This window comes from Polymorphobacter megasporae (genome assembly GCF_018982885.2).
Lineage (GTDB): Bacteria > Pseudomonadota > Alphaproteobacteria > Sphingomonadales > Sphingomonadaceae > Polymorphobacter_B > Polymorphobacter_B megasporae.
In genome coordinates this window covers 205,821-228,277 of record NZ_CP081848.1, presented here as the reverse complement: position 1 = coordinate 228,277, position 22,457 = coordinate 205,821, and the positions used below count along the sequence as shown (strand labels likewise).

Below are 22,457 nucleotides of genomic sequence, written 5' to 3'. Positions count from 1 at the left end.
CCGGCTGGTGGAGATCGGTCCCCGCCTTCGCGGGGATGATGACGGTAAGGTCAGGCCTATTCGGCTGGGACGATCCCCGGTCGCTTGCGCTTGAGGTCGGCCCAGACGCGCTGGTAGCTGAGGTAGCCGAGCGCGCTCAGGATGATCAGGAAGATCACCACGCCAACGCCGGTACGCTTGCGCGCCTCGAGGCTCGGCTCCGCAGTCCACGTCAGGAAAGCGGCGACGTCCTTGGCATTCTGGTCGACCGTCGACTTGGTGCCGTCGGTGTAGGTGATCTGCCCGTCGGACGACAGCGGCGGCGGCATCGCGACGTTCAAGGACCGGAAGTACGGGTTGTAATACAGCCCGTCGGGAACGGTCCAATCCTTCGGCGCGTCGCGGTAGCCGGTCAGCAGCGAATAGACGTAGCGCGGACCTTCCTCGCGCGCCTTGGTGATCAGCGCGAGGTTGGGCGGCAGCGCGTTGTTGTTCGCGGCGCGCGCGGCGGTGTCGTTGGCGTACGGCCCGGGGATCTTGTCGGCGGGGATGCCCTTGCGCGTCGTCGGGTCGCCCGACTTGTCGTCGATCGTCGCGACGTCGGACTGTTTCGCCAGCGCCTTCACCTGCGCCGGGGTGAACCCGATCTCGGTCAGGTTGCGGAAGGCGACGCGGTTGATCGAGTGGCAACCCGAGCAGATCTCCTTGTAGACCTGGTAGCCGCGCTGGAGCTGCGCGCGGTCGAAGGTCCCGAAGATCCCATCGTTCTGCCAAGTGATTTCCTTCGGCGCGAGATGGTATTTCGCCACCGGATCGGCCGGCGTGGCGTCGCGCGGTACGACCGCGCCCCACAGGAGCGCGACGCAAAACACCGCACCGACGAGAAAGGCGATCAGCTTGACCATGTCAGTTATTCCGCCGGCTGGCCGGACGCGGGGAGTTCTGCAATCCCTGCACCCTTGGGTTGGAGCGCGATCGGCGCGCCGGTGTTCGTCTGCTTCTTGAGCACCGCTTCGCTGATCGAATTCGGCAGCGGCAGCGGCTTCTCGATGCGGCTGACGATCGGCACGAGGATCAACCAATGGATGAAGTAATAGGCGCTGGCGATCTGACTGATCCGCAGCCACGGCTCACCCGCCGGCTTGCCGCCGCAGACGCCGAGAACCAGTATATCGACGACGAAGATCCAGAATAGCTGCTTCATCAGCGGGCGATAATTGTTCGACCGCACCGGCGAGGTATCGAGCCACGGCAGGAAGAAGAACATCAGGATCGCCGAGAACATGCCGAGCACGCCCCAGAGCTTGGCCGGAATGAACAGGAAGTCCTGCGTGAAGGCGCGAAGGATCGCGTAGAACGGCCAGAAATACCATTCGGGAACGATGTGCGCCGGCGTCGAGAGCGGGTTCGCCGGAATGTAGTTGTCGGGCTCGCCGAGCATGTTCGGCAGGAAGAAAACGACGACGCAGAACAGCGTCAGGTAGACGCCGAGGCCGAAGAAGTCCTTCGCCGTGTAATACGGATGGAAGGGAACGGTGTCGGCCTCCGACTTGACGTCGATCCCGGTCGGGTTGTTCGACCCCGGGATGTGGAGCGCCCAGACGTGGAGGATGACGACGCCGAGGATGATGAACGGCAGGAGATAGTGCAACGAGAAGAAGCGGTTGAGCGTCGCATTGTCGGGGGCGAAGCCGCCGAGCAGCCACGTGTGGATCGTCTCGCCGACGAGCGGTATCGCCGAAAATAGGTTGGTGATGACCGTCGCGCCCCAGAAGCTCATCTGCCCCCAGACGAGGACATAGCCCATGAATGCGGTCGCCATCATCAGCAGGAAGATGACCAGGCCGAGCAACCACAGCACTTCGCGCGGCGGCTTGTACGACCCGTAGTACAGCCCGCGGCCGATGTGGACGTAGACGACGACGAAGAAGAACGATGCGCCGGTCGCGTGCATGTAGCGGAGCATCCAGCCGCCATTGACGTCGCGCATGATGTGTTCGACCGAGTCGAAGGCGATCGTCGTGTTCGCGGCATAATGCATGCCGAGGATGACCCCGGTCAGGATCTGGATAACCAGAGCGACCCCAGCGAGGACGCCGAAGTTATAGAAATAGTTGAGGTTCTTCGGGACCGGATAGCCGGCGCCGAGACTGTCGTAGACCAGCCGCGGGATCGGCAGCCGGCTGTCGACGTACTTCATGAACGCGCCTTGCGGCTCGTAATGCTTGGCCCAGGGGAAGCTCATGGTGTGACCCTCAACCGATCGTGACTTGGGTGGGCGTCTTGAACGCGTACACCGGCACTTCGAGATTCTTCGGCGCCGGTCCGGCGCGAACGCGCGCTGCGGTGTCGTACTGCGACCCGTGGCACGGGCAGAAATATCCGCCGAAGGCACCGCGGTTCTCACCTTCGCGCGCACCGAGCGGGACGCAGCCGAGGTGGGTGCAGACGCCGAGCGTGATCAGCCAGTTTTCGTGGCCGGGCTTGGTCCGCTCGTCGAGGGTCTGCGGATCGCGGAGCGACGCGATCGGAACCGCCTTCGCCTCGGCGATTTCCTTGGGCATCAGGTTGCGCGCGAACACCGGCTTGCCGCGCCAGTTGACGACGACCGCCTGGCCGGGCTGAATCGCCGCGAGGTCGAGGTCGATCGACGCCAGCGCGAGCACGTCGGCCGACGGGTTCATCTGGTTGATCAGTGGCCACAGCACCGTGGCCGCGCCGACTGCGGCGAAAGCGCCGGTAGCGACGAAAATGAAATCGCGGCGGCGCTCGCCCGTGGGGGTAAGGTCGTCGGTCGGATGGGTTGCCATGCCGTGCCCTTGTCAACGCAAAACCGGGCAGCATTAGGGGCCACCCGAATGGATGACCCCTGATAGACGCGCGCGTTGCGCGAGCGCAACGGGCATTTTGGCGCGGATGTACGCTCTAGGCGGCGACGGCGGCGTAATTCTCGCTCGCGAAGTCCCAGTTTATCATGTGCATGAGGTACGAGTCGACGAACCCCGGGCGCGCATTCTGATAGTCGAGGTAGTAGGCGTGCTCCCACAGGTCGAGCGTGATCAGCGGGGTCAGGCCTTCGTGGACGAGCGCGGTGTCGGCGTCGTGCGTGCTGATGATCTTGAGCGCCGAGCCGTCATGGACGAGCCACGCCCAGCCGCTGGCGAAATGGCCGACCGCCTCCTTCTTGAAGGCTTCACCGAAGCTCTCGACGCCGCCAAGGTCACGGTCGATCGCATCCTTGAGTGCGCCCATCGGACTGCCGCCGCCCATCGGCGACAGCGAGTTCCACAGGAAGCTGTGGTTCCACGCCTGCGCCGCGTTGTTGAACAGCCCCTGGTCGCCCTTCGCCTTGGCGGCACGCACGACCTCGACATCGGACATGTTGGCCATTGGCGTGCCCTCGATCGCGGCGTTGGCCTTGTCGACGTACGCCTTGTGATGCTTGCCGTGGTGATAGCTGAAGGTGTTCGCCGACATGTACGGCTCGAGCGCGGTCGGTTCGAACGGCAGCGGGGGCAAAGTGAACATGATCGGATCCTCCAAGGTTGATTACGGGTCAGGCGGTTAATGGGGGCAGACAACGCCTCAATCTCACGGCTTAAGCAACCCGTTCACAGCATATTGTGGCGCTTGAGCGCATGGCGAAGCTGGTCGTAGGTCAGCGCCAGTGCAGTCGCGGTCGCGCGCTGGTTGTGGCGGCACTTCGCGAGCGCCGCGGTCAGGATGTCGCGCTCGTACGACGCCACCGCGAGACGCAGGTCGGCGATGCTGCTGTGGTCGATGATCGCAGGCGACCCGCCTGATTCAGGTGCGACGAGGGCGGGCAGCGCGGGCGCATCGTTCGCGGCGATGATCGACGGCAGATGACGAATTCCCGGCCGGTACGGCGAGTCGAACGCGTCGAAGACGATGTGCCCGACCGGCTCGACGGCGTCGCCCCAGCGGTACAGCGACCGTTCGACGACGTTCTTCAGTTCGCGGACATTGCCCGGCCAATCGTGCGCGGCGAGGGCATGTTCGGCGGCTTCGCTGAAGCCGGTAAAGCCCGCCCAGCCAAGTTCGACCGCCATCCGTCGCGCAAAATGTCCGGCAAGGACGAGGATGTCGTCGGCGCGCGCGCGGAGAGGCGGCAAGGTGACGACCTCGAAGCTCAGCCGGTCGAGCAGGTCGGCGCGGAACTGGTGTGCAGCGACGAGCGCGGGCAGGTCCTCATTGGTCGCGCCGACGACGCGGACGTCGACACGGATGACGCGGTTCGAGCCGAGCCGGGTCAACTCGCCGTATTCGACGACGCGGAGCAGGCGTTCCTGCGCGGCCTGCGATAGCGTCGCGATCTCGTCGAGGAACAAGGTGCCGCCGTCGGCATCCTCGAAGCGCCCCGGGCGTCCGCGGGTCGCCCCGGTGAACGCGCCGGTGTCGTAGCCGAACAGTTCGGCGTCGAGCAGATTTTCAGGGAGCGCCGCGCAGTTGAGCGTGATCAGCGGTCCGCTCCAGCGCGGGCTTAGCCGGTGGAGTCGCTCGGCGATCAATTCCTTGCCGGTCCCGCGCTCGCCGATCACCAGCACCGGGCGATTGATCGCCGCCGCGCGGGTGGCGTGCTCGATCGCGTCGAGGAAGCTCGGCGCGTGACCGATCAAGGCGGCGGGCGACTGCATGAACCCGATATTAGCGGATTTTCCCAATAGTTCGCAACTATTCCGCGTGGCGGAGCGGCTCTCATTTCCTCCGCTTAGCGATTACAATGGCTTAGTCTCCAGAAAGCACTTGGCACGGCTCCTGCATTGCATGTTGCATAGACGGGGATTGCCCCCGCCCAATCAGGAGACCCACGATGACCAGCAACTTCCCCTTCGCCCGCGCCGTGATCGGCATCCTCGGTTCGGCTCTGCTCGCGGTTAGCTTCGTCGCCGCTGCTGCCGGGCCGGCCTATGCTGCCCCTATCGCTGCCAGCCGCATCGTCTAAAATCGTTTCTCCCCAGGAGACCCACATGAGCATCTTCTCGCGCACCCGAGACATCATCGCCGCCAACGTCACCGAGCTTCTCGATAAGGCCGAAGATCCGGCCAAGATGATCCGCATGATCATCATGGAGATGCAGGAGACGCTGGCCGAGGTCCGCGCCGGGGCTGCGCGCACGATCGCCGACCAGAAGGAAATGGAGCGCGCCGTCGCTCGCGCCGAGGCCGCGCAGGCGAGCTGGACCGAAAAGGCCGAACTCGCGCTGTCGAAGGGCCGTGAGGACCTCGCCACCGCCGCGCTGCTCGAGAAGAGCAAGGCGAAGAGCTTCGCCGACGCGACCCGCGCCGACATCGCCCAGCTCGAGGACGGTCTCAACGCCAATGGCGAGGACATCCGCCGCCTCGAAGGCAAGATCCGTGAAGCGCAGCAGCGCCAGAACAGCCTGCTCAAGCGGATCGAGAACGCCGACACGCGGTCGCGGATGCGGGCGATGTACAAGGGTCCGCGGATCGAGGACGCTTTCGCCAAGTTCGAGGTGATCGAACGCCGCGCCGATCTCGCCGAGGGTCACGCCGATTCGTATGACCTCGGCGGCCCGCTGCGGACGATCGACGATGAGTTCGCCGACCTCCGCCAGACCGACGGAATTCAATCAGAGCTTGCGGCGATGAAGGCCCGGCTCGCAAAGAACGAGGGCTGACGGTCATGGAAGACGCGGTCATTCCGATCACGATCTGTGCGATGCTCTTCATCGGGCTGCCGTGGATCATTCTTCACTATGTGTCGCAGTGGCGGCGGACGAAGGGGATCACGATCGAGGACGAAAACCTCCTCGACGACCTTCACGAAACCGCCCGGCGGCTTGATGCCCGGCTCGACTCGATCGAACGGATCATCACCGCCGACAACCCCGGCTGGAAGGACAGCGCGCTGCGCGGCCCCGCCGACCGGATCGCCGACCGCCTGACCGACGCGGCCGAGCCGCGCCTCGCCACCCGCCGCTAAGGGGAACCGTCATGTCTGCCCGCCGCACGAGCTTCTACCTCGACAAGCGCAACGCCAAGGTTTCCGGGGTGTGCGCGGGAGTCGCGGACTACTTCGACGTCGACGTGCTCTGGATCCGCCTCGGCTTCGTCATGACGATGTTCTTCCTCTTCCCGCCGATCTTCTTCGCGTATTTCATCGTCGCCTGGACCGCCTCGCCGAAGCCCTATTCGCTCTATGAAGAGACGCCCGACGAGCGCGAGTTCTGGAAGAAGGTCCGCGTCGCACCGCAGCGGACGATCCGCGACACGCGGTCGAGCTTCCGCGAAACCGAGCGCCGGCTGCGCGACATCGAGGCGTACGTCACCTCGTCGAACAGCCGCCTTGCCAACGAAATCGACCAGCTGCGCTAGGCGCGCCGGACAAGGGGATATCTGATGACGACCAAGACGATCACGACTTCGGCGGACGGTTCGACCACGGTCGTCGAGAGCGACGAGGACGGCCCGCCGTCCCCACCGACCCCGACGCACAAGAGCCATCTGGGAGCGAATGATAGTTGGAGCGTCGGTGTCCATTCCTCGCGGCCCTTCGACGGTGGATCGTTCACCTTCGGCCTGATGGTGGGGCTGCTGCTCTATTACGTCCTCCAGACTTGGGCGCGCCGCCGCCGCCATCGCCCGGCCAAGCTCGACCGGCCTGAGGTTGTCGAGGCCGCAAGCGAGCAGGCCCGCATGGCCGCCGACGTCGCCGCGCTGGCCCGCCGCACCGCGACGCTCGAAACGATCGTCACCGACCCCGCGCAGCGGACCGCGCGCGAAATCGAGGCGCTGCGCTAGGCGCGGCCAGCAGGAGAGCGGCGATGGACCTCGATTTTCTTTGGGTATTTATTCCGCTCGCGGTGCTGGCAATCCCGGTCATTGCGCTGCTGACCAAGCCACTGATGAGCTGGATCGCGTTGCAGGAACGCAAGCACGAACTCGCGGCGAAGATCGCGGACACGACGGCGGCGGACCATGCCGCGAAGATCGAGCGGCTCGAGGCGCATGTTGCGGTTCTCAACCGAATCGCCACCGACCGGGCGACGGGTCTCGCCCACGAAATCGAGGCGCTGCGCGCGCCGTCACCGCTCAACTAAGGGGACACGCCATGGACAATTATATCTGGGGCGCCGTCTGGGTGCTGATCCCGCTGACCGCAATCCTCGCCGGCGTCGCGAAGCGTTGGCTCAGTTTCAAGGAGCGCCAGCTCGACACGACCGCCAAGGTCGCAGGCGAACAGGCGGCGCAATATGCGGCGAAGATCGAGCGGCTCGAGGCGCATGTCGCAGTCCTCAACCGCATCGTCACCGACCGCGGTACCAGCCTCGCGGCCGAAATCGACGACCTGCGCACGCCCGCGTCGAAGCTCAACTAACCCAACCGTTCACAGAGGAATCCGTTCGATGAACCCGTTCGAAATGGTCGTTTTGATCATTCTCATCGTCACGATCGGCAGGGTCGCGAGCGCGCGCTACGGGGTCGGCCGATCGGGCAGGCGCAGCCGCCGCGACCGTGACTTCGTCGATGCGCCGAACGCGGTGAGCATCGAGGACGGTACGCGGATGAAGTCGGAGATCGACCGCTTGAACGAGCGCATCCGCGTCCTCGAACGCCTTGCCACCGATCCGTCGAAGCGCCTGTCGGACCAGATCGACGCGCTCGGCACCCCGAACCGCGACCGCTGAACTAGTTTCGAAAGGAGGTCATCATGGTCCCCGCCGATTCGCTTCTGATCCTCGCCGCGAGCAGCCTCGTCGGGCTGGCCTTGCTGAGCATGGTCTTCGCGTGGAGCTGGAAGGCATGGCTCGACCTGCGCCGCCACCAGCTCGACGTCGGCGGCGGGCGGTTGACGGGGGATGTCCCCGCCGTTGCCAACCGCATCGACCTCGCCGACCTGCGCGAGCGGATCAAGAAGCTCGAGGCGATCGCCGCCGGAGTCGACTTTTAACCGCCTTGACCCCGCGCCGTCCCGAGTCCACCGAGCGGCGATGCCGCTTCCAACTACTTTCGAAGATGTCGAGGCCGAGTTCGAGGCATTCGACGACTGGGACGATAAATACCGCCTGCTGATCGACCTCGGCCGCGCGCTGCCGCCGATGCCCGACGCGCTCAAGACCGAGGCAACCCGGGTCAGGGGATGCGCCAGCCAGGTCTGGCTCTACCCGGTGCGCGACGGCGACCTCCTTCATTTTTCCGCCGACAGCGACGCCGCAATCGTCAAGGGCCTCGTCGCGCTCGTGCTGCTGCTGGTCCAGGATCGCCGCCCGGCCGACATCGACGTCGCCGCGGTCAAGGCAAACCTCGATGCGCTCGGACTTGCGCGGCATCTGTCGTCGAACCGGACGCAGGGGCTCGCGTCGATGCTCGCGCGGATCGGCGAACTCGCGGCATGAGCGACGTCGAGGCCGAGCGCGAGGCGCGCAACGCCCGCTTCATCCAGCGCTTCATGGACGGCGTCCCCCATTTGAAGGCGCTCGGCATCGGATATCAGGCGCACGGCGACGATTGGGCCGAACTCGTCCTGCCGTACTCGCCATCGCTGATCGTCGACGACGGCGTCATCGCCAGCGGTGCGATCTTCTCGCTGATGGACTCCGCGGCCGGCTTCGCGGTGTTCGCCAAGCTCAAGTCGATGGCCGGCCACGCGACGCTCGACCTCCGCCTCGACTATCTCCACGGCCCCGAGCCGGGGTTGACGATTGTCGGCCGGGCGATCTGCTACCGGCTAACGTCGAGCGTCGCCTTCGTCCGCGGCTTCGCCCATCAGGGCGACCCGGCGCTGCCCCTCGCCAATATGGCGGGCACCTTCATGTACGGCGGCGCGGCATGAGCCTCGAGCCGATGCGCGACTTGCTGCGGAGCGAGCGCGGAATACTCGACGTGCTGCCGTATCCGGCACTGCTTGGGCTGACATTCGAGCGCGACGGCGACGAGGTGCGACTGCGACTGCCGTTCGAACCGGCGCTGATCGGATCGCCCGAACGCCTCCACGGCGGGGTCGTCGCCGGGCTGCTCGAATTTGCCGGGCTGGCGGCATTGCTCCTCGCGCTGCCCGACGACGCGCCGCTGCCCCGGCTCAAGCCACTGACCGCGACGGTCGACTATCTCCGCGCTGGCGGGATGCGCGACACGTTCGCGGTAGCGACGGTGATGCGGCTTGGGCGGCGGGTGGCGAACCTGACTGCGGTGGCGTGGCAGTACGACCACAGCCGTCCGATCGCGACGGCGAAGCTCAACATCATCCTTTCCGCCGTCAGCGAATCCGAACCCGCAGGCTGATTTCAGCAGCGGCGGTCGCGCCGCGCGACGGTCGCGGCTGGTCGGTCTGAACCCGCCCGGCGAGTCCGAGCACGCCGATCCGCGTCGGCAATCCGACGCGCGCCTCGGCATAGTCGATCGTCACCGGCGTCGTCGTGATCGGGTTGGCGATCCCCGTCGCTGGCCGCGACACGAGTGCATGGTGGAGGCTGAGCGTGTAGCTACGGTCGCCCGAGTCGGTCAGGTTCGCCTGGAGCGACGCCAGCCGTGAATCGCTGTCGAGACTGAAGCCAAACGCCCGCCCGCGATACCGCAGCCCGTCGGGGTATTTACTGTCGGTATAGCTGACACCGTAACCGACGGTGCCGAAGCTGAATAAATCGACGGTTGCGATGCTGCTGACATATTCGCCGGTGACGCGGAGCGTGTTCTTGCCGACCGGAAACCACGCGCTCGTGCCGATCAGATAGCTCGAAAAGCTGTGGGTGATCGGGCTCGAATCCTCGTTCATGATCTGGGTGTAGATCTCGACCGGATGCGCGGCGATCATGCTGTGATATTTGAAGTCGAATACCGCTTCGCTCGCGGTCTTGCTCGGGTGGAGGTTGTCGTTGATCGGGTCGATCACATCGAGCGCATTGCACGGCTGGCCGCTGCCGCACAGGATCTGCGAGCGCGCGAAGCCGATCTCGAGTCCGCGAAGCGGCATGAAGGTGAAGCGGAAGGCATCGAACAGCGTATTCTTCGCGATTCGGCGGTCATCGAGCAGCCCGACCACGAACTCGGCGCGCCACGGTCCGATCCAGTTCAGCAAAGGAGTCTTGAAACGTTGCGTTCCGGCGCTGGCGATGCCAGCCTGCGGGAACGGGCGCGCGTTGGTCGAATAGCTCAGCGCCGAAATCCACCCCGGGCCCCACCAGTGGCCGACCTCGCCGACATAAAGCTCGGCGCCCTTCACGCGTTGCGCGAGATAGCTGCCGTCGAGATCAAGCGCAGCCCCACCGCCGTTGTTGCGATTGTCGCTGATCGCCCCCGCCGCGACGTGGAGGTCGCTGCCGCCGCTGGTGATGTCGACGATCTCCTGATCCTGCGCGTTCGCCTGCCCCTGCGCGTCGAACCCGCGGATCAGCGCGGGGCGGTTGGTCGATTCGCTGAAATTCTCGACGCGGGTCCCTTCGGCAGTCTCGCGCTTGATCCGCGCGAGCACGCGCCGCGCCGCCTCGCGGACATACGCGGGCTTGGTATAAAGGACAGGGTCGTCGAGCCCCGCCGCGACGCCTGCCCATGGGATCGGCCATTGCGTCGTCAAAACGCGAATTACCCCCGCGTCGTTGAGGATCATCAGGTCCGAGCGGAGTTGCGCGTCGCCGGCCTCGGCCCAAGGTGCGGCGAACGCAGGAGCACCGGCGGCAAGTGACAAGAATAAAGCGAGTGCCAGGACCCGGTTGTTGGACCTCACCGTTCCCTCGGGTGTGACGTCAGCGCCGTGGTCATTGTCATTGCGTTACGAGCCATAGGCGCGCGCGGGATGCATGTCGCGCATCGATGTGCAGTACCGCTCAATCTGGCCTGGCTTGGGCGCGTGCCTTGAACGCTTGGTCGGCGAAGTCGGAGAATAGCCCGTCGACTCCAGCGGCAAAGAACATGCGATATTCGGCGGCGGCATCGCCGTGCGCCTTCGGATCGTCGCCGCGGCGCAGCTCGACGGGCAGGAAATAATTTTCCGAGCGGAAGGTGTACGGGTGGACGAGCAGCCCGGCCGCATGCGCGTCGGCGACGAGACTGGTCGGCGCGAGCGAGCGACCGGCGGCATCGCGCGGGATGATCCGCGACTTCGCCGGGCCGATGCCGTCGGCGTACAGCGCGATCGCCTTGAGCCCGGCAGGGGTCATCATCGTATCATAGGTCGTCACGGCATCGTCGGCGGGATGGCCCTCGTCGACGAGCTGGATCAGCCGCAGCCCAGTCATCTTTCGGAGCGCCTTGAGATTAGCGACCTCGAACGACTGAATGAAGGCGGGATCGGTCTTCCTCGTATAACCGGCGGCGGCGAGTGCATCGACGAGCTTGCGCTCAAGCGGCAGGCCGATCGCGGCGAAATAGCTCGGGTGCTTGGTCTCGGGATAGACCCCGATCGTCCGCCCGGTTCGCGCCGACTCGGACTTCGCCAGCGCGAGGATTTCGGCAAAGGTCGGAATGTCGAACTCACCGTCCCACGCCGTATTGCCGGGGCGCAGCGCGGGCAGGCGCTCGCGCGCGCGCAGCGTTTTCAGCTCGGCGAGGGTGAAATCTTCGGTGAACCAGCCGGTGATGCTCGCGCCGTCGATCGTCTTGGTTGCATGCCGCGCGGCGAATTCAGGGTGCTTGGCGACGTCGGTGGTGCCGCCGATCTCGTTCTCGTGGCGCGCGACGAGAACGCCGTCCTTGGTCGGTACGAGATCGGGTTCGATGAAGTCGGCCCCGCCCGCGATTGCCGTCCGATACGATTCGAGCGTGTGTTCGGGACGTTCGCCCGCCGCGCCGCGATGGCCGATGATGATCGGTTGCCCAACTGTCGCAGCAGCAGCTGCCGCTGCCTTCACTGCGAGCAGCCCGATCGCCATCGCCAAAAGTACGCGCATGATGTCACCCCCGAAGTGTCGGGCAGCGATACGGCACGATTATGACAGTCGGGCGACACTTTGCCGCCTCCGGCGCGCGAGCGTGGTCAGACCGGCGAATACGTCGTCGCGCGGCGTTCCTCGGCGCGCTCGAGAACTTCGTACGCCGCCTGCGTCGCCTGGAACCGCCGCGCCGCTGCGGCATCGTTCGGCGCGACGTCGGGATGATTGGCCTTGGCGAGGCGGCGGTAGGCCGCCTTGACCGCAGCGAAGTCGGCGTCGGAGTCGAGTTCGAGCGCGGTCAGCGCATCGAGTTCGGCGCGGCTGCGGCTGCCGTCGCCCGCGCCGCCCCAGCCCCAGTGCTTCGCCTGGGTGAAGGTCGTCTCGGCGGACTCGTCGGCTTCACGGGCACGCGCGTCGGCGGCGCTAAGGCCCTCGAAGTAGTTCCAGTTGCGGTTGTACTCGCCCGCGTGCGTCTCGCAGAAATACCAGCGTTCGGGGCGATTCGGGGCCTTGGGAGCAGGGCGATCGCCAGGCTCGTTGCAGCCGTCGCGGTCGCAGATCCGCACCGTGACCGCAGCGTTGCCGGTGCCGCCATAATCGCGCCAGCGGGGAAAGCCCCAGTCCATGTTGCGTGACGGGCCGGCCATGGCGTTCGTCAGTGACCTCGCAACTTGCCGACGACACCCATGATGTCGTCCATGACGTTGCCGTCCTTGTTGAAGTCGAGCATCGACATCAGCGTTCCCGCCGCGCCGGTCGCGGGGGCCGTGCCCGCCGTAGTGCCGCCGGTGACCTGGCCGAGCAGCCCGCCGAGCATGCCGCCCAAGCCTCCGCCCTCGGCGGGGGCCTGGCCGCCGGCATGACCGAGCGCACCTGCCGCGAGCGTCGCGATCATCGGCAGCAATGCGGACAGCTTCGACGCGTCGAGCCCGGTCGCAGCGGCGGCGTTGCCGGTGACGACGTCGGTGACCTGCGACGAGCCGAACAGCGAGCCGAGGATATTGGTGCCATGCTCGACCGCGGCGTCGCTGGCGACCGTGCCGCCGCTTGCCAGTGCGGTCGCCGGAGCGGCGGCGGCGTCGAGCGCACCCGGCCCCTGTGCCTCGACCTGCTTCGCCATGCCGCCCGCGACCGCAGGCATCAGCGCGGCCATCGCCGATTGGGTCTGTTCGGGCGACAGGCCGACGCGCGCGGCCATTGCGGCAATCGCGTCTTCGCCGCCAAAACGGTTGATCAGGTCGAGAAGCTGTTGCGACATGGCTGGCCCCTTGGTCTCGGTCTTACATAAGGTGTGAAGGCTATCATGCCGATGTGACAGATCGCGACGCTCCGGGCTAGGGTTGGGCATGCCCGACGCTCTCAAGCCCGATCAGACACCCGATCTACTCTCGCGCCGCTTCGTTCCGCTGTTCGGCACCCAGTTCCTCGGGGCGTTCAACGACAATTTGTTCAAGACGGCGATGCTGTTCCTGATCACCTTCCATCTGCCCGGCGTCGACATCAAGAGTGCGGCAACGATGGTGACGGCGGCGGCGGGCGTATTCATCCTGCCGTTCTTCCTGTTCTCGGGGATCGCGGGCCAGTTGGCCGACGCGCGCGACAAGGCGGCGACCGCGCGCGCGGTCAAACTCGCCGAGGTCGTCATCCTCGGCATCGGCGGCATAGCGCTGATGCTCGGGTCGGTCCCGCTGTTGTTTGCGTGCCTGTTCGGCATGGGGACGCATTCGACGGTATTCGGCCCGGTCAAATACGCGATCCTGCCGCAGCACCTGCGCCCCGAGCATCTCCTGACCGGGACAGGGCTGGTCGAGGGCGGGACCTTCGTCGCGATCCTGCTCGGCCAGATCGCCGGCGGGCTGTTGCCGACCGGCTGGGCTGCCGGGGCGATGCTCGCGGCGGCGCTTGCCGGGGTTGTCGCGTCGCGCTTCATTCCGCCCGCGCCGCCAGCGGTCGACGCACCGGCGATCGACTGGAATCCAGTGACCGCATCGACCGCGGTCGTCCGCGAGGCCTTCGCGGTCCGTCCGGTATGGCTGGCGACGCTGGCGATCTCATGGTTCTGGGCACTCGGCGCAATCTTCACCACCGAGTTCGTTCCGCTCGTAAAGGGCAGCCTGCACGCCTCCGAGGCGGTCGCGACGCTGTTCCTTGCGGTGTTCACCGTCGGGATTGCCACCGGCTCGGCCGCGGTAGGGCGGCTCCTTCAGGGCCGGGTCTCGGCGAAGGCAGCACCCTGGGCGGCGGTGGCGATGGCGGCGGCAAGCCTTAGCCTGTTGCTGACGGTCCGCGACGGCGGACACGGGGGCGACATCGTCGGTTTCGTTACCAGTCCGGCGGCGTGGCCGATCCTGCTCGCGCTGTTCGTCCTCGCCTTTGCCGGCGGCGTATTCTCGGTCCCGCTCTACGGCATCCTCCAGACCGCGGGCGGCGCGGCGACGCGGTCGGGGGCGGTTGCGGCGAACAACATCGTCAATGCGGCGTTTCAGGTCGGCGGCACGTTGCTGGCGGGAAGTGCGGTCGCGGGAGGCGTCCCGATCGTCGTCGTTCTGGCGATGTGCGGGGCTAGTGCGCTCGTGTTGATTCCCCTTTTGCGGAGGCTTTGATGGCAGTGAAGACGGCGGCGATCCTTGGTCTCGACACCGCCGCAGGGGCGTATCTCGCACGACTCCTCGGCGCGCGAGGCTATGTCGTGCGCGGCACCGGGGACAAGGACCTGCTCACGCGACTCGGAGTGGCCGACGATGTGACACAGGCCGATGAGGCTGCTGAAGCGATCTCAGGGGCCAATGAAATCTACGACTTACGCGGCGACGTCGCGGCATCGGCGGATCTGTTCGCGCTGGGCGGGACAGCGAGGGTTTTCATCGCCGCCGACCCCGGCACCACCGTCGCCAAGCCTGACGGCCGCTTCGTTGCCATCGGCCACGTCTACCCGCACGAATCACGTTTCGGCCCGGGCACCACGGCAGTCGCCCGCATCGTCGCCGCAACCGCCGCCGGGATCGACCCCTATCCCGCCGATCTCGCCACCGCCACCGACTGCGGCTGGACCCCCGAATACGTCGACGCGATGTGGCGCATGCTCCAGCGCCCTGCCGCCGAAGTCCTTGAGATCGCTACAGGACGCCTGTTGACCGGCGAATACGTCGCGCGAGTCGCCGCCGCGTATTTCAAACGCCCCGCCGCCAAAACCGCCGCCTTAATCGCAATCGTACACGGCGATGCGGGCAACCCCGGACCGGCGTCATCGGCGCTCGGCTGGCGGGCGGTGACGTGGGGCGAGGATCTCGTCACCGTGCTTTGCGAAGGTATCGCTGCCGGGTAGGCGGCCGCCGACCCCACTTACCCGGCGCGGGCGTACTTGTCCTCGTAGCGGACGATATCGTCCTCGCCGAGATACGGCCCGCACTGGACCTCGATCAGGTGCAGCGGCACCTTGCCGGGGTTCTCGAGGCGGTGCTGCGACCCCGCCGGGATGTACGCCGACTGGTTCTCGCCGACGATCTTCTCGATGCCGTCGATTGTGACCAGCGCAGTCCCCGACACCACGATCCAATGCTCGGACCGGTGGTAGTGCATCTGGAGCGATAGCTGGCCGCCCGGCTTGACGACGATCCGCTTGGTCTGGAAGCGCTCGCCCATGTCGGTCGTCTCGTACGTCCCCCATGGGCGATGGACGACCGGCTGAAGCGAGTGCCGCGTGCTGTTGCGCGACTTGAGTTCGTCGACGACGGCGCGGACCTCCTGCGAGCGATTGCGCGGGATCACCAGCACCGAGTCGCGGGTCGAGACGACAACGAGGTCTTCGACACCGACGATCGCGACCGCCGGGCCGTTGTCGACGCGGACGAGGCAGTTGCTCGACTCGATCGCGACGACATCGCCATCGAGCGCATTGCCCGCAGCGTCGTGCGGCGCGATGTCCCACAATGCCCCCCATGATCCGACGTCGGACCAGCCCATTTCAACGGGCACGACGGCGGCGTGGGCGGTGTGCTCCATTACCGCATAGTCGATCGAGATGTTCGGGCTGCCGAGGAACGCAGCGCGTTCGGGGCGGATAAAGACGCCGTCCGTCGTCGCTGCGGCCATGGCTGCAGCGCAGGCATGGGCAACCGTGGGTCCATAGGCTGCAAGCTCATCGAGATAAGCGCGCGCGCCGAACAGGAAAATGCCGCCATTCCACGCATGACGGCCCCCGTCGACGAACCGTTGCGCGGTCGCCGAGTCGGGCTTCTCGACAAAGCGCTCGACGCCGCTGACGCCAGCCAGTCCATCGAGCGGCGCACCGTGTTCGATATAGCCGTAGCCGGTCTCGGGCCCGGCGGGAGCGATGCCAAAGGTGACGAGATGCCCAGCCTTCGCAGCCGCCAATCCAGTCTCGACGGCGCGACCAAATGCCGCCGTGTCGGCAATGACGTGGTCGGATGGGACCACGAGCAGCACCGCCGCCGGGTCATGCGACAGCGCACTAAGCGCAGCGAGTGCGATCGCTGCGGCAGTATTGCGGCCCTCCGGCTCGAGAATGATCGCGGCAGGCACGCAGCCGTGCTCGGCGAGTTGATCGGCGATGAGAAAGCGGTGCTCCTCGCCGCCGACGACGATCGGCGCGGCGTAGCCCGTCCCGCTCAGCCGTGCGACCGTTGCCTGGAGCATCGAATGGTCGGCGGCGATCGGCAGCAACTGCTTTGGATGAAGAGAGCGTGAAACCGGCCACAGCCGGGTGCCCGATCCTCCCGACAGCACGACTGGAACGATGAGTGTGGTAAGCTCGGTCACTATGGTCTCCGCAGGCTAATTCGTCAGTCCATCCCAGTCGCGATCGAAGTTTCCCTCGCGCATTGCGTCGGTCGTACCGATCAAAGGCTGACGAACGATCAACTGCGCGCCGCCGTCGCGAATCAACGGGCGATATTCGACGCCGATACTGCTGCGAACATGACGCGTGTAAAGCAGATCGAGCGGGATCGACAAATAGAAGCCCTTGTCGAAGCTGCCCTCGCCGAAACGCGCTGCCGAGATATTGGTAAACGTCGCGAAAGCACCGACGCGGACTCCCGATTCGAAGCGTCGCGACAGTTCAAAGGTCGCTCCGAAATCACGTGCAAGATAGCGCCCGACCTTCACCGACGCGTCAACATGATTGCCCGGCAAGGTGTAGTACGCCGAGACGAAGCCAGTGAACGTCCGGTACTGACGCAGATCAAACAGCTGGTCGTAGCCACGCTGGGCAACATACGCCCCTTCGATGCCGAGCGCGAAGCTCGAATTATATGGCCGCCACAGCACCTCACCGCCGACGCCGGCGAACATCTCCTCGAGCAGGCCGCCATAGGCATGGCCGTAGAGGTTCGGGGCAATGTTGAAATTATAGTCGGCTTGGAGATGAGTGATCGCGGTTTTGCCCTTGCTCAAATACTGGGCGATGTCGGTACGGACGTGCGGTAGCGAGCTGTCAGACTGAAGCCGCAGCCGATCGAAGTTATCGGCAAGGTTGAGCGTAAACTGACCGTCGATGCCGAGGCCGCGGCTGATCGACAGGCCGCCGTTGAACGCCGCAAAGGCGTCATAGAGCACGAATGCCTCGGGGCGCCCGAACGTCGTCTTGAGGCCAGGACGCAACGCGTAATAAAAATGCGGATAGGCCTTGCGGACATCCCCCTGATATTCGGCGTTATCAAGGCCGGCTGGCGGAGGAGCGAATTCGGTCTGCTTGAGCAGCGCGTCGACCGGCTCTCCCCGCCGCGCGTCGACCGCTTCGATCAGCCCTTCGCGCGGCACTGTGACCGCCATGATTCGCAGGCCGTTCTCAACGAAGACGATCGTAAGCGAGGTGAACTTGGCTGGCAGCACCGAATAGGCTGCCCGAGCGACCCGCCCGAGGCCGGTCGCGACATTGAGGAAACGGTTCTGCGTCACGAACAATTCGGCCGAATTGCCGCTGAAGTTAGCGGCGAACAGCGTTGCGCCCTGCGTTGAAAGCGCTGCCTGGACCCGCGCTCCGTCACTGGTCAGCACCGGCGCAACCGGTGCCGGCGCGCGCGTCGGGGTGGCGGACGGCATCACCGGACTCTCCGCCGCCAGCTTCTGCGCAGGCGGCGGTGCGGAAAGAACGGTCGGGGGCGTGGGTTGGGCGTCCACGCCGATCGGCGGCGCCGGCGGATCGTACTTGGGAGCTTCGGTCTGGCGATTGAAATTCGTCGTCGCGGTGAAGGTCAGGCCGACCTTGTCGCCGCGCTCGAAACTCGCCGCCGCGTGCAACCACGAGAACACCTGGTAATCGAGCGCGGCATTGACCGGCGCGCGATCACGCAAGCGGTTGCCGAGCGCTTCCGATTGATAGTTGTTCGGGTCGTATTCGACCTTGAGCGTCAGGCCGCGGATCGGTGTCGCGTATTGAATGCCGCCGAAGAGACCCGCACGCCGGCCCTTGAAATAGGTGTTGCTGAACTCGCCACCGCTGCCGCTGAAGGTAGGCCGGTTGTCGAAGCTGCTGGAAATATAGGTGAATGGATTGCGGATCGGCCCTCGCGTCGCAAGGTTGCCCCAGCCGATGCCGAAGCTCGCGTCGAACGGCCCGAACGATTTGTTCGCCACCAGATATTCGGAGCTGAACAGCCCGGTCCCAACGAAATCGCGCAACCCGAGGGCGATGGCTGGACGGATGCGCCCTTCACCTAGCAGCTTGAGCTTGAGATCGAAGCCGCGATCCTTGTAGCTCTGATTGCCGCTGAAGGCGGGAACGTCCGAATAGAGCCGGTTGCGGACCGAGGTGTAGCGCAACGTTGCTTCAAGCCACGACGTCGCCTGCAACGTCACGAAGTAGCGGTCGTACGGCGCGACCTCGTTATATCCGGCGCTCAGCTGGCCATCGGGAGAAAACCGTGCGGTCGGGGTCTGAATCAGACCGACCCCGCCGAAATCATCTGTCAACGCGGGAACGGGATAAGGGTCGAACGTGGCTGCTGTGGCGGGCGACACCGTCGCAATCATCGAAGCGGCACCGCCCAACATCGCGCTGCGAAGCCGAATTCTCTTATGTCTCAGCGATAACCGGCGCGGCGACGTTAAACGGGCATCGATCACAATCGCTAAAACTCCCGCCCGCTTTCCAACACTTCGCCGAACCCATATAGCCCGGCACACGAGCGCGCTACTATCACGTGGTGGTTTTGGCGAGCAGGTTTGTTGGGCGCGAGTGGAGCCGCTGATGGTCGAACGTTTAAATCGCCGGCATGTCGTCGCTGGTCTGGGTGCCGGCTTGCTCGCGTCGTGCGCGGGTCTACGGAAGGGGTCAGCATTCTACGGGACGATCACCGGCTATCACCCCGGTGGCGGCGACAGCGACACGCGAGCCTATGCCAATAGCCTGCCGTACGCATCGATGCTATTCTGGATCGATGGTCATTCGCGGGATCTCGTCGTTCTTGGCTCGTTCGACCCGGACAACCGCTTGACGTGGTACACCGCCGACAAGCAATCGATCACGACATATGGTCCGTTCATCGTGGCGACCGTCGGGACTGAGGTCGACCTTGTACGGACTGATTTCGGCCCCGGATGGGCGACTGATCCTCGAAGCCTCGTCGGCAAGACGTTGGACCGCACCACCGTCGTATCGCGCCGGGCGGATGCGACCGTCCACCTCCGCTCGACATTCCATGATGCCGGACTGGCACAAGTTAAAATCCTGGGCACCGCAATGCAACTTCACCGGATCGACGAGGCGGTGATCGCCAACGGCAGAACGCGTTTTCTCAACAGCTATTGGATCGACGCCGACGGCGCCTGCTTCAAGAGCCGGCAGCAGGCCCTGCCAACCGTCCAGCCGGTCAACATCGAAATCCTGAAATACCCTGCGCAGACGTAGCGCAGGTACAAAAAAGCCGCGGCACCGATCGGTACCGCGGCTAAATTTCGTTCGAAATTAACGCGTGCGAGTCGACGTGCTTGTCGAAGTCGTCGTCGTGGTCGACGTGCTGACCGGCGGCGTGACCGGGGTGCTGGTGTCAGCGAGGCCGTCATTGCCACCGGTTGCGGCGACTGCGGCAACGGCAACGAGAATGCCACCGACGAGGATGCCGCCGTACAGGTTGCGCTGCGAGTGATCCGAAGCGACCTCAGCACCAGCGGCGGTGCCGGTCTGAGCGAAAGCACCAGCAGTCTGCACCAGCAGGAGCGAACCAACTGCAGCCTTTAACAATAAGTTCATCATTCTCTCCATATCCGATGCCGACAAAGCGTGATTGCGCTTCTAGCCTATTGAAACACGCGCTCAAGCACAAAGTTCATCGCTTTGGTGCGCCTTGAAATTCTTTTGCTACCTGTGGCCTCGACGAAACAGCCTGTCCCTGCGAAAGCGGCCGCCGGTCGATATCAATCGTCGGTTGGCGGGGGCTTTCGTGAAGTTACGTGTCGGTTTGATTGCTACCGCGCTCGCGACCGCTCTGTATCCGGCAGCGGCTAGCGCGGGGCCGTTCGCTGATGCGGGCGATGTCCAGCTGCGACAAGATGTCGATCTGCTCAAGGCGGCAGGCATCATCCGGGGCCCCGTCGATTCATGGCCGCTGCCATGGGTTCAGATCGACGGCGGCCTCGATGCCGCGCGGGACGGGCGCACGCTCGATCCCTATCTTGCCGCCGCGGTCGCGCGGCTCGAGCGGCTCAGCGATCTCGCCGCCCAACGCACATCGGTGGATGCGCGGATCGACGTGACGAGCGGCACCGAAATTCATCGCGCTTTCGGTGATGCCGCCCGCGGCAACGTCGACGCCGCGGTTCGCGGTGAGCTGAACTTCGGAGCGCTCAGCATCGATGCCGGCATTGGCGCGCGGTCCGCGCGCTCGGGGCAGCGATATAATTTCGAGCCGAACCAGGTTGCAGTGACGGTCGGCAACGTCGCAATCTATGGTGGTTATACGCCGGTCTGGTTCGGCCCCGGACACGACGGAGCACTTTTATATTCGAATGACGCGCGTCCGTTTCCGAAAATCGGCATCAAGAAGTTGATGCCGAGCGCGTTCGACGCGCCAATCCTTCGCTGGTTCGGCCCATTCCGATTCGATTTCTTCGTCGGCGTACTCGACGGCAAACGAGACTTTCGCAACAGCGTCAACATCGGCACGCGCGTCAGCTTCCAGCCGGCGATGGGCGTTGAGGTGGGGCTCAACCGAGCCCAGCAGCTGTGTGGCGAGGGGCGGCCATGCGGGTTTCACCAGATCGCCAACTCGTTCATCGGTGCGGGCAGCGACGGGAATAGCCGGAGTGATTATATCCGTCAGCCGGGCAATCAACTTGCCGGTTTTGACATCAGCTACACCCGCCGGTTCGGCGCCATCGCGGGAAAGATCTACGTCGAGGCTGAAGCCGAAAACTTCAACAACGTCGTCCTCAAGCAGTTCGGTCGCCAGATCGGGACGACATGGTCCGGACCGTGGGGTCATCGCGGCGCGAATTGGCAGGCGAGCGTCGAATATGCCGACACGCTTGCCGCGCAAATCCTGAGCGGTACGCCGCTCCAGCCGGGCGGGACGACGTATCCGGGATCATTCTACAACAACACGCTCTACCTCGACGGCTTTACTTATAAGGGCCGCCCGATCGGCTACTGGACCGACGGCGATAGCCGCAATCTCGTCGCGTCACTGTCGGTCACCGATCGGCGAAATCGGCGCTGGTACGGATCGGTCAACGTCGTCCACCTCAATATCACCGGAATTTCTGGGGTCTCGACCGGGCCGTATGGGCTTTACTCGGGCACCGTCGGCAACCGCATCTCGCCCGATTCCGAGAAGTTCGCGATCGGGACGGCGGGTGTCGAATGGCCGACCCGCTTCGGCGATGTCAGGGTCGAATCACGCTACCAGACCGATTCGCCGGGGACCCCGGGGCGGCGGGCAGGGCGGGCGCAGGTCGAAGTCGGCCTACGCGAGCGATTCTGAGACGTTCGAGATCGATTGCGCGAGCAGGCTCTCAGACCCCGCGCGCGCCACTCACACCCGCGCCAACATGGAGCGCGGTCTGCACCCCGTCCTCGATTCGAAACACCGTCCCCTGCGGCGCATCATCAGCAAGCATTACGCCCTCGAAAGCGGTTCCGCCGGCCAGCAGCCCGCGCAATACCCTCAGCGTGATGCCGTGGCTGATGACCAGCGCGACCCGCGCCGGAGCGAGTTCGCCGAGCCAGTCCTTCAGCCGCGTCGCAATTGCGGGATAATACTCTCCGCCCGGTGGTTCAACGTTGAACGCCCTGACGTCGGGGCAGACGATCGGGCCTTGCTCGGCGATGATGTCGGCGTAACGGCGGCCTTCCCAGCGGCCGACGTCGATCTCGAGCAGGCGCGGGTCGGTGCGGATACCGAAGAAGTCGCGGCCGAGATGCTCGGCGACGATCGCGACGGTCTGGAGCGTGCGGCCTGCGGGTGAGGCCCAGATATCGATGTCGGCGCCCGGGCCGAAGTGGCTGGCGAGCGCGGCGCCCATTGCCTCGGCCTGGGCGATGCCGGCGCGGGTCAGCGGCGTGTGCGCCATGTGACCCTGCATGCGGGCGCCTGCATTATAGACGGTCTCGGCGTGGCGGGCGAGGTACAGCAGCATGGTTGATGCTCTAGCCAAAGCGCGCGCGGCGGGCTA

29 protein-coding genes are annotated in these 22,457 nt (G+C 65.3%); 16 read left to right on the top strand and 13 right to left on the bottom strand.

Features of this window, described 5'->3' with window-relative positions:
- Nucleotides 1–56: 56 nt before the first annotated feature.
- From KTC28_RS01145 to pspF, 5 genes are all read right to left on the bottom strand, one after another.
- Nucleotides 57–884, bottom strand: coding sequence for a cytochrome c1 (locus KTC28_RS01145; RefSeq protein WP_216710977.1), 828 nt, complete (start codon nucleotides 882–884; stop codon nucleotides 57–59).
- Between the two features lie 5 nt (nucleotides 885–889).
- A complete protein-coding gene (locus tag KTC28_RS01140; RefSeq protein ID WP_216710978.1) occupies nucleotides 890–2,224 on the bottom strand; it encodes a cytochrome b in 1,335 nt (444 codons plus the stop codon).
- 10 nt (nucleotides 2,225–2,234) lie between these two features.
- Entirely contained in the window at nucleotides 2,235–2,789 is a 555-nt protein-coding gene (gene petA / locus KTC28_RS01135) for a ubiquinol-cytochrome c reductase iron-sulfur subunit (protein ID WP_216710979.1), read from the bottom strand.
- Between the two features lie 115 nt (nucleotides 2,790–2,904).
- Entirely contained in the window at nucleotides 2,905–3,507 is a 603-nt protein-coding gene (locus KTC28_RS01130) for a superoxide dismutase (RefSeq protein ID WP_369426567.1), read from the bottom strand.
- Nucleotides 3,508–3,590: 83 nt separating this feature from the next.
- Entirely contained in the window at nucleotides 3,591–4,634 is a 1,044-nt protein-coding gene (gene pspF, locus KTC28_RS01125; RefSeq protein WP_216710980.1) for a phage shock protein operon transcriptional activator, read from the bottom strand.
- A gap of 176 nt (nucleotides 4,635–4,810) precedes the next feature.
- Between pspF and KTC28_RS22615 the strand changes: the two genes are divergently transcribed.
- Genes KTC28_RS22615 through KTC28_RS01070 form a run of 12 tightly spaced genes read left to right on the top strand, consistent with a single transcriptional unit; the run spans nucleotide 4,811 to nucleotide 9,243 of the window.
- The gene (locus KTC28_RS22615; protein ID WP_255602164.1) at nucleotides 4,811–4,942 is read left to right on the top strand and encodes a hypothetical protein; all 132 of its coding nucleotides are present in this window, start codon (nucleotides 4,811–4,813) and stop codon (nucleotides 4,940–4,942) included.
- Between the two features lie 25 nt (nucleotides 4,943–4,967).
- Entirely contained in the window at nucleotides 4,968–5,639 is a 672-nt protein-coding gene (gene pspA / locus KTC28_RS01120; protein ID WP_216710981.1) for a phage shock protein PspA, read from the top strand.
- Nucleotides 5,640–5,644: 5 nt separating this feature from the next.
- A complete protein-coding gene (pspB, locus tag KTC28_RS01115; protein WP_216710982.1) occupies nucleotides 5,645–5,944 on the top strand; it encodes an envelope stress response membrane protein PspB in 300 nt (99 codons plus the stop codon).
- 11 nt (nucleotides 5,945–5,955) lie between these two features.
- Nucleotides 5,956–6,336, top strand: a complete 381-nt coding sequence (gene pspC, locus KTC28_RS01110) for an envelope stress response membrane protein PspC (protein ID WP_216710983.1) — start codon at nucleotides 5,956–5,958, stop codon at nucleotides 6,334–6,336.
- 24 nt (nucleotides 6,337–6,360) lie between these two features.
- Nucleotides 6,361–6,762, top strand: a complete 402-nt coding sequence (locus KTC28_RS01105) for a hypothetical protein (RefSeq protein WP_216710984.1) — start codon at nucleotides 6,361–6,363, stop codon at nucleotides 6,760–6,762.
- 23 nt (nucleotides 6,763–6,785) lie between these two features.
- A complete protein-coding gene (locus KTC28_RS01100) occupies nucleotides 6,786–7,061 on the top strand; it encodes a hypothetical protein (protein WP_216710985.1) in 276 nt (91 codons plus the stop codon).
- An 11-nt stretch (nucleotides 7,062–7,072) separates the two neighbouring features.
- The gene (locus KTC28_RS01095; RefSeq protein ID WP_216710986.1) at nucleotides 7,073–7,339 is read left to right on the top strand and encodes a hypothetical protein; all 267 of its coding nucleotides are present in this window, start codon (nucleotides 7,073–7,075) and stop codon (nucleotides 7,337–7,339) included.
- A 28-nt stretch (nucleotides 7,340–7,367) separates the two neighbouring features.
- Nucleotides 7,368–7,649, top strand: coding sequence for a hypothetical protein (locus tag KTC28_RS01090; RefSeq protein ID WP_216710987.1), 282 nt, complete (start codon nucleotides 7,368–7,370; stop codon nucleotides 7,647–7,649).
- A 23-nt stretch (nucleotides 7,650–7,672) separates the two neighbouring features.
- Nucleotides 7,673–7,912, top strand: a complete 240-nt coding sequence (locus KTC28_RS01085) for a hypothetical protein (protein WP_216710988.1) — start codon at nucleotides 7,673–7,675, stop codon at nucleotides 7,910–7,912.
- A gap of 40 nt (nucleotides 7,913–7,952) precedes the next feature.
- On the top strand, nucleotides 7,953–8,357 hold the full coding sequence (locus KTC28_RS01080) for a SufE family protein (RefSeq protein WP_216710989.1): 405 nt from the start codon (nucleotides 7,953–7,955) through the stop codon (nucleotides 8,355–8,357).
- On the top strand, nucleotides 8,354–8,794 hold the full coding sequence (locus tag KTC28_RS01075) for a PaaI family thioesterase (RefSeq protein ID WP_255602163.1): 441 nt from the start codon (nucleotides 8,354–8,356) through the stop codon (nucleotides 8,792–8,794). Before KTC28_RS01080 ends, KTC28_RS01075 begins: the two co-directional genes overlap by 4 nt.
- On the top strand, nucleotides 8,791–9,243 hold the full coding sequence (locus KTC28_RS01070) for a PaaI family thioesterase (protein WP_255602162.1): 453 nt from the start codon (nucleotides 8,791–8,793) through the stop codon (nucleotides 9,241–9,243). Before KTC28_RS01075 ends, KTC28_RS01070 begins: the two co-directional genes overlap by 4 nt.
- On the opposite strand, the gene KTC28_RS01065 is transcribed toward KTC28_RS01070, so the two are convergent.
- From KTC28_RS01065 to KTC28_RS01050, 4 genes are all read right to left on the bottom strand, one after another.
- Nucleotides 9,218–10,642, bottom strand: a complete 1,425-nt coding sequence (locus tag KTC28_RS01065) for a capsule assembly Wzi family protein (RefSeq protein WP_216710990.1) — start codon at nucleotides 10,640–10,642, stop codon at nucleotides 9,218–9,220. The two genes, KTC28_RS01070 and KTC28_RS01065, sit on opposite strands and share 26 nt — an antisense overlap.
- A 139-nt stretch (nucleotides 10,643–10,781) precedes the next feature.
- Nucleotides 10,782–11,843, bottom strand: a complete 1,062-nt coding sequence (locus KTC28_RS01060; protein ID WP_216710991.1) for a glycerophosphodiester phosphodiesterase — start codon at nucleotides 11,841–11,843, stop codon at nucleotides 10,782–10,784.
- A gap of 86 nt (nucleotides 11,844–11,929) precedes the next feature.
- Nucleotides 11,930–12,472, bottom strand: a complete 543-nt coding sequence (locus KTC28_RS01055; protein ID WP_216710992.1) for a J domain-containing protein — start codon at nucleotides 12,470–12,472, stop codon at nucleotides 11,930–11,932.
- Nucleotides 12,473–12,480: 8 nt separating this feature from the next.
- Nucleotides 12,481–13,083 carry a DUF937 domain-containing protein gene (locus KTC28_RS01050; protein WP_216710993.1) on the bottom strand — a complete coding sequence of 201 codons (603 nt, stop codon included), beginning with the start codon at nucleotides 13,081–13,083 and terminating at the stop codon, nucleotides 12,481–12,483.
- 88 nt (nucleotides 13,084–13,171) lie between these two features.
- On the opposite strand from KTC28_RS01050, the gene KTC28_RS01045 reads away from it, so the two are divergent.
- Nucleotides 13,172–14,428, top strand: coding sequence for an MFS transporter (locus KTC28_RS01045; RefSeq protein ID WP_216710994.1), 1,257 nt, complete (start codon nucleotides 13,172–13,174; stop codon nucleotides 14,426–14,428).
- Nucleotides 14,428–15,150 (top strand): GDP-mannose 4,6-dehydratase, encoded by a 723-nt coding sequence (locus KTC28_RS01040; RefSeq protein WP_216710995.1) that lies wholly within the window; start codon nucleotides 14,428–14,430, stop codon nucleotides 15,148–15,150. Before KTC28_RS01045 ends, KTC28_RS01040 begins: the two co-directional genes overlap by 1 nt.
- A gap of 17 nt (nucleotides 15,151–15,167) precedes the next feature.
- On the opposite strand, the gene KTC28_RS01035 is transcribed toward KTC28_RS01040, so the two are convergent.
- The gene (locus KTC28_RS01035; protein WP_255602161.1) at nucleotides 15,168–16,604 is read right to left on the bottom strand and encodes a mannose-1-phosphate guanylyltransferase/mannose-6-phosphate isomerase; all 1,437 of its coding nucleotides are present in this window, start codon (nucleotides 16,602–16,604) and stop codon (nucleotides 15,168–15,170) included.
- A gap of 15 nt (nucleotides 16,605–16,619) precedes the next feature.
- Complete coding sequence (locus KTC28_RS01030; protein ID WP_216710996.1) at nucleotides 16,620–18,818, bottom strand: YjbH domain-containing protein; 2,199 nt, start codon at nucleotides 18,816–18,818, stop codon at nucleotides 16,620–16,622.
- Nucleotides 18,819–19,035: 217 nt separating this feature from the next.
- Between KTC28_RS01030 and KTC28_RS01025 the strand changes: the two genes are divergently transcribed.
- Entirely contained in the window at nucleotides 19,036–19,695 is a 660-nt protein-coding gene (locus KTC28_RS01025) for a YjbF family lipoprotein (protein WP_216710997.1), read from the top strand.
- 57 nt (nucleotides 19,696–19,752) lie between these two features.
- Here the strand turns inward: KTC28_RS01025 and KTC28_RS01020 are convergent, their stop codons facing one another.
- On the bottom strand, nucleotides 19,753–20,037 hold the full coding sequence (locus KTC28_RS01020; RefSeq protein WP_216710998.1) for a hypothetical protein: 285 nt from the start codon (nucleotides 20,035–20,037) through the stop codon (nucleotides 19,753–19,755).
- A 190-nt stretch (nucleotides 20,038–20,227) separates the two neighbouring features.
- Between KTC28_RS01020 and KTC28_RS01015 the strand changes: the two genes are divergently transcribed.
- On the top strand, nucleotides 20,228–21,766 hold the full coding sequence (locus KTC28_RS01015; RefSeq protein WP_216710999.1) for a capsule assembly Wzi family protein: 1,539 nt from the start codon (nucleotides 20,228–20,230) through the stop codon (nucleotides 21,764–21,766).
- A 31-nt stretch (nucleotides 21,767–21,797) separates the two neighbouring features.
- Here the strand turns inward: KTC28_RS01015 and KTC28_RS01010 are convergent, their stop codons facing one another.
- Nucleotides 21,798–22,421 carry a histidine phosphatase family protein gene (locus tag KTC28_RS01010; RefSeq protein ID WP_216711000.1) on the bottom strand — a complete coding sequence of 208 codons (624 nt, stop codon included), beginning with the start codon at nucleotides 22,419–22,421 and terminating at the stop codon, nucleotides 21,798–21,800.
- Nucleotides 22,422–22,457: the final 36 nt, after the last annotated feature.

Bases quoted from the DNA above. Each gene is read 5' to 3' on its own strand.
- KTC28_RS01145 (WP_216710977.1), bottom strand. From the start codon at position 884: ATGGTCAAGCTGATCGCCTTTCTCGTCGGTGCGGTGTTTTGCGTCGCG.
- KTC28_RS01140 (WP_216710978.1), bottom strand. From the start codon at position 2,224: ATGAGCTTCCCCTGGGCCAAGCATTACGAGCCGCAAGGCGCGTTCATG.
- petA (WP_216710979.1), bottom strand. From the start codon at position 2,789: ATGGCAACCCATCCGACCGACGACCTTACCCCCACGGGCGAGCGCCGC.
- KTC28_RS01130 (WP_369426567.1), bottom strand. From the start codon at position 3,507: ATGTTCACTTTGCCCCCGCTGCCGTTCGAACCGACCGCGCTCGAGCCG.
- pspF (WP_216710980.1), bottom strand. From the start codon at position 4,634: ATGCAGTCGCCCGCCGCCTTGATCGGTCACGCGCCGAGCTTCCTCGAC.
- KTC28_RS22615 (WP_255602164.1), top strand. From the start codon at position 4,811: ATGACCAGCAACTTCCCCTTCGCCCGCGCCGTGATCGGCATCCTCGGT.
- pspA (WP_216710981.1), top strand. From the start codon at position 4,968: ATGAGCATCTTCTCGCGCACCCGAGACATCATCGCCGCCAACGTCACC.
- pspB (WP_216710982.1), top strand. From the start codon at position 5,645: ATGGAAGACGCGGTCATTCCGATCACGATCTGTGCGATGCTCTTCATC.
- pspC (WP_216710983.1), top strand. From the start codon at position 5,956: ATGTCTGCCCGCCGCACGAGCTTCTACCTCGACAAGCGCAACGCCAAG.
- KTC28_RS01105 (WP_216710984.1), top strand. From the start codon at position 6,361: ATGACGACCAAGACGATCACGACTTCGGCGGACGGTTCGACCACGGTC.
- KTC28_RS01100 (WP_216710985.1), top strand. From the start codon at position 6,786: ATGGACCTCGATTTTCTTTGGGTATTTATTCCGCTCGCGGTGCTGGCA.
- KTC28_RS01095 (WP_216710986.1), top strand. From the start codon at position 7,073: ATGGACAATTATATCTGGGGCGCCGTCTGGGTGCTGATCCCGCTGACC.
- KTC28_RS01090 (WP_216710987.1), top strand. From the start codon at position 7,368: ATGAACCCGTTCGAAATGGTCGTTTTGATCATTCTCATCGTCACGATC.
- KTC28_RS01085 (WP_216710988.1), top strand. From the start codon at position 7,673: ATGGTCCCCGCCGATTCGCTTCTGATCCTCGCCGCGAGCAGCCTCGTC.
- KTC28_RS01080 (WP_216710989.1), top strand. From the start codon at position 7,953: ATGCCGCTTCCAACTACTTTCGAAGATGTCGAGGCCGAGTTCGAGGCA.
- KTC28_RS01075 (WP_255602163.1), top strand. From the start codon at position 8,354: ATGAGCGACGTCGAGGCCGAGCGCGAGGCGCGCAACGCCCGCTTCATC.
- KTC28_RS01070 (WP_255602162.1), top strand. From the start codon at position 8,791: ATGAGCCTCGAGCCGATGCGCGACTTGCTGCGGAGCGAGCGCGGAATA.
- KTC28_RS01060 (WP_216710991.1), bottom strand. From the start codon at position 11,843: ATGCGCGTACTTTTGGCGATGGCGATCGGGCTGCTCGCAGTGAAGGCA.
- KTC28_RS01055 (WP_216710992.1), bottom strand. From the start codon at position 12,472: ATGGCCGGCCCGTCACGCAACATGGACTGGGGCTTTCCCCGCTGGCGC.
- KTC28_RS01050 (WP_216710993.1), bottom strand. From the start codon at position 13,083: ATGTCGCAACAGCTTCTCGACCTGATCAACCGTTTTGGCGGCGAAGAC.
- KTC28_RS01045 (WP_216710994.1), top strand. From the start codon at position 13,172: ATGCCCGACGCTCTCAAGCCCGATCAGACACCCGATCTACTCTCGCGC.
- KTC28_RS01040 (WP_216710995.1), top strand. From the start codon at position 14,428: ATGGCAGTGAAGACGGCGGCGATCCTTGGTCTCGACACCGCCGCAGGG.
- KTC28_RS01030 (WP_216710996.1), bottom strand. From the start codon at position 18,818: ATGATTGCGACGGTGTCGCCCGCCACAGCAGCCACGTTCGACCCTTAT.
- KTC28_RS01025 (WP_216710997.1), top strand. From the start codon at position 19,036: ATGGTCGAACGTTTAAATCGCCGGCATGTCGTCGCTGGTCTGGGTGCC.
- KTC28_RS01020 (WP_216710998.1), bottom strand. From the start codon at position 20,037: ATGAACTTATTGTTAAAGGCTGCAGTTGGTTCGCTCCTGCTGGTGCAG.
- KTC28_RS01010 (WP_216711000.1), bottom strand. From the start codon at position 22,421: ATGCTGCTGTACCTCGCCCGCCACGCCGAGACCGTCTATAATGCAGGC.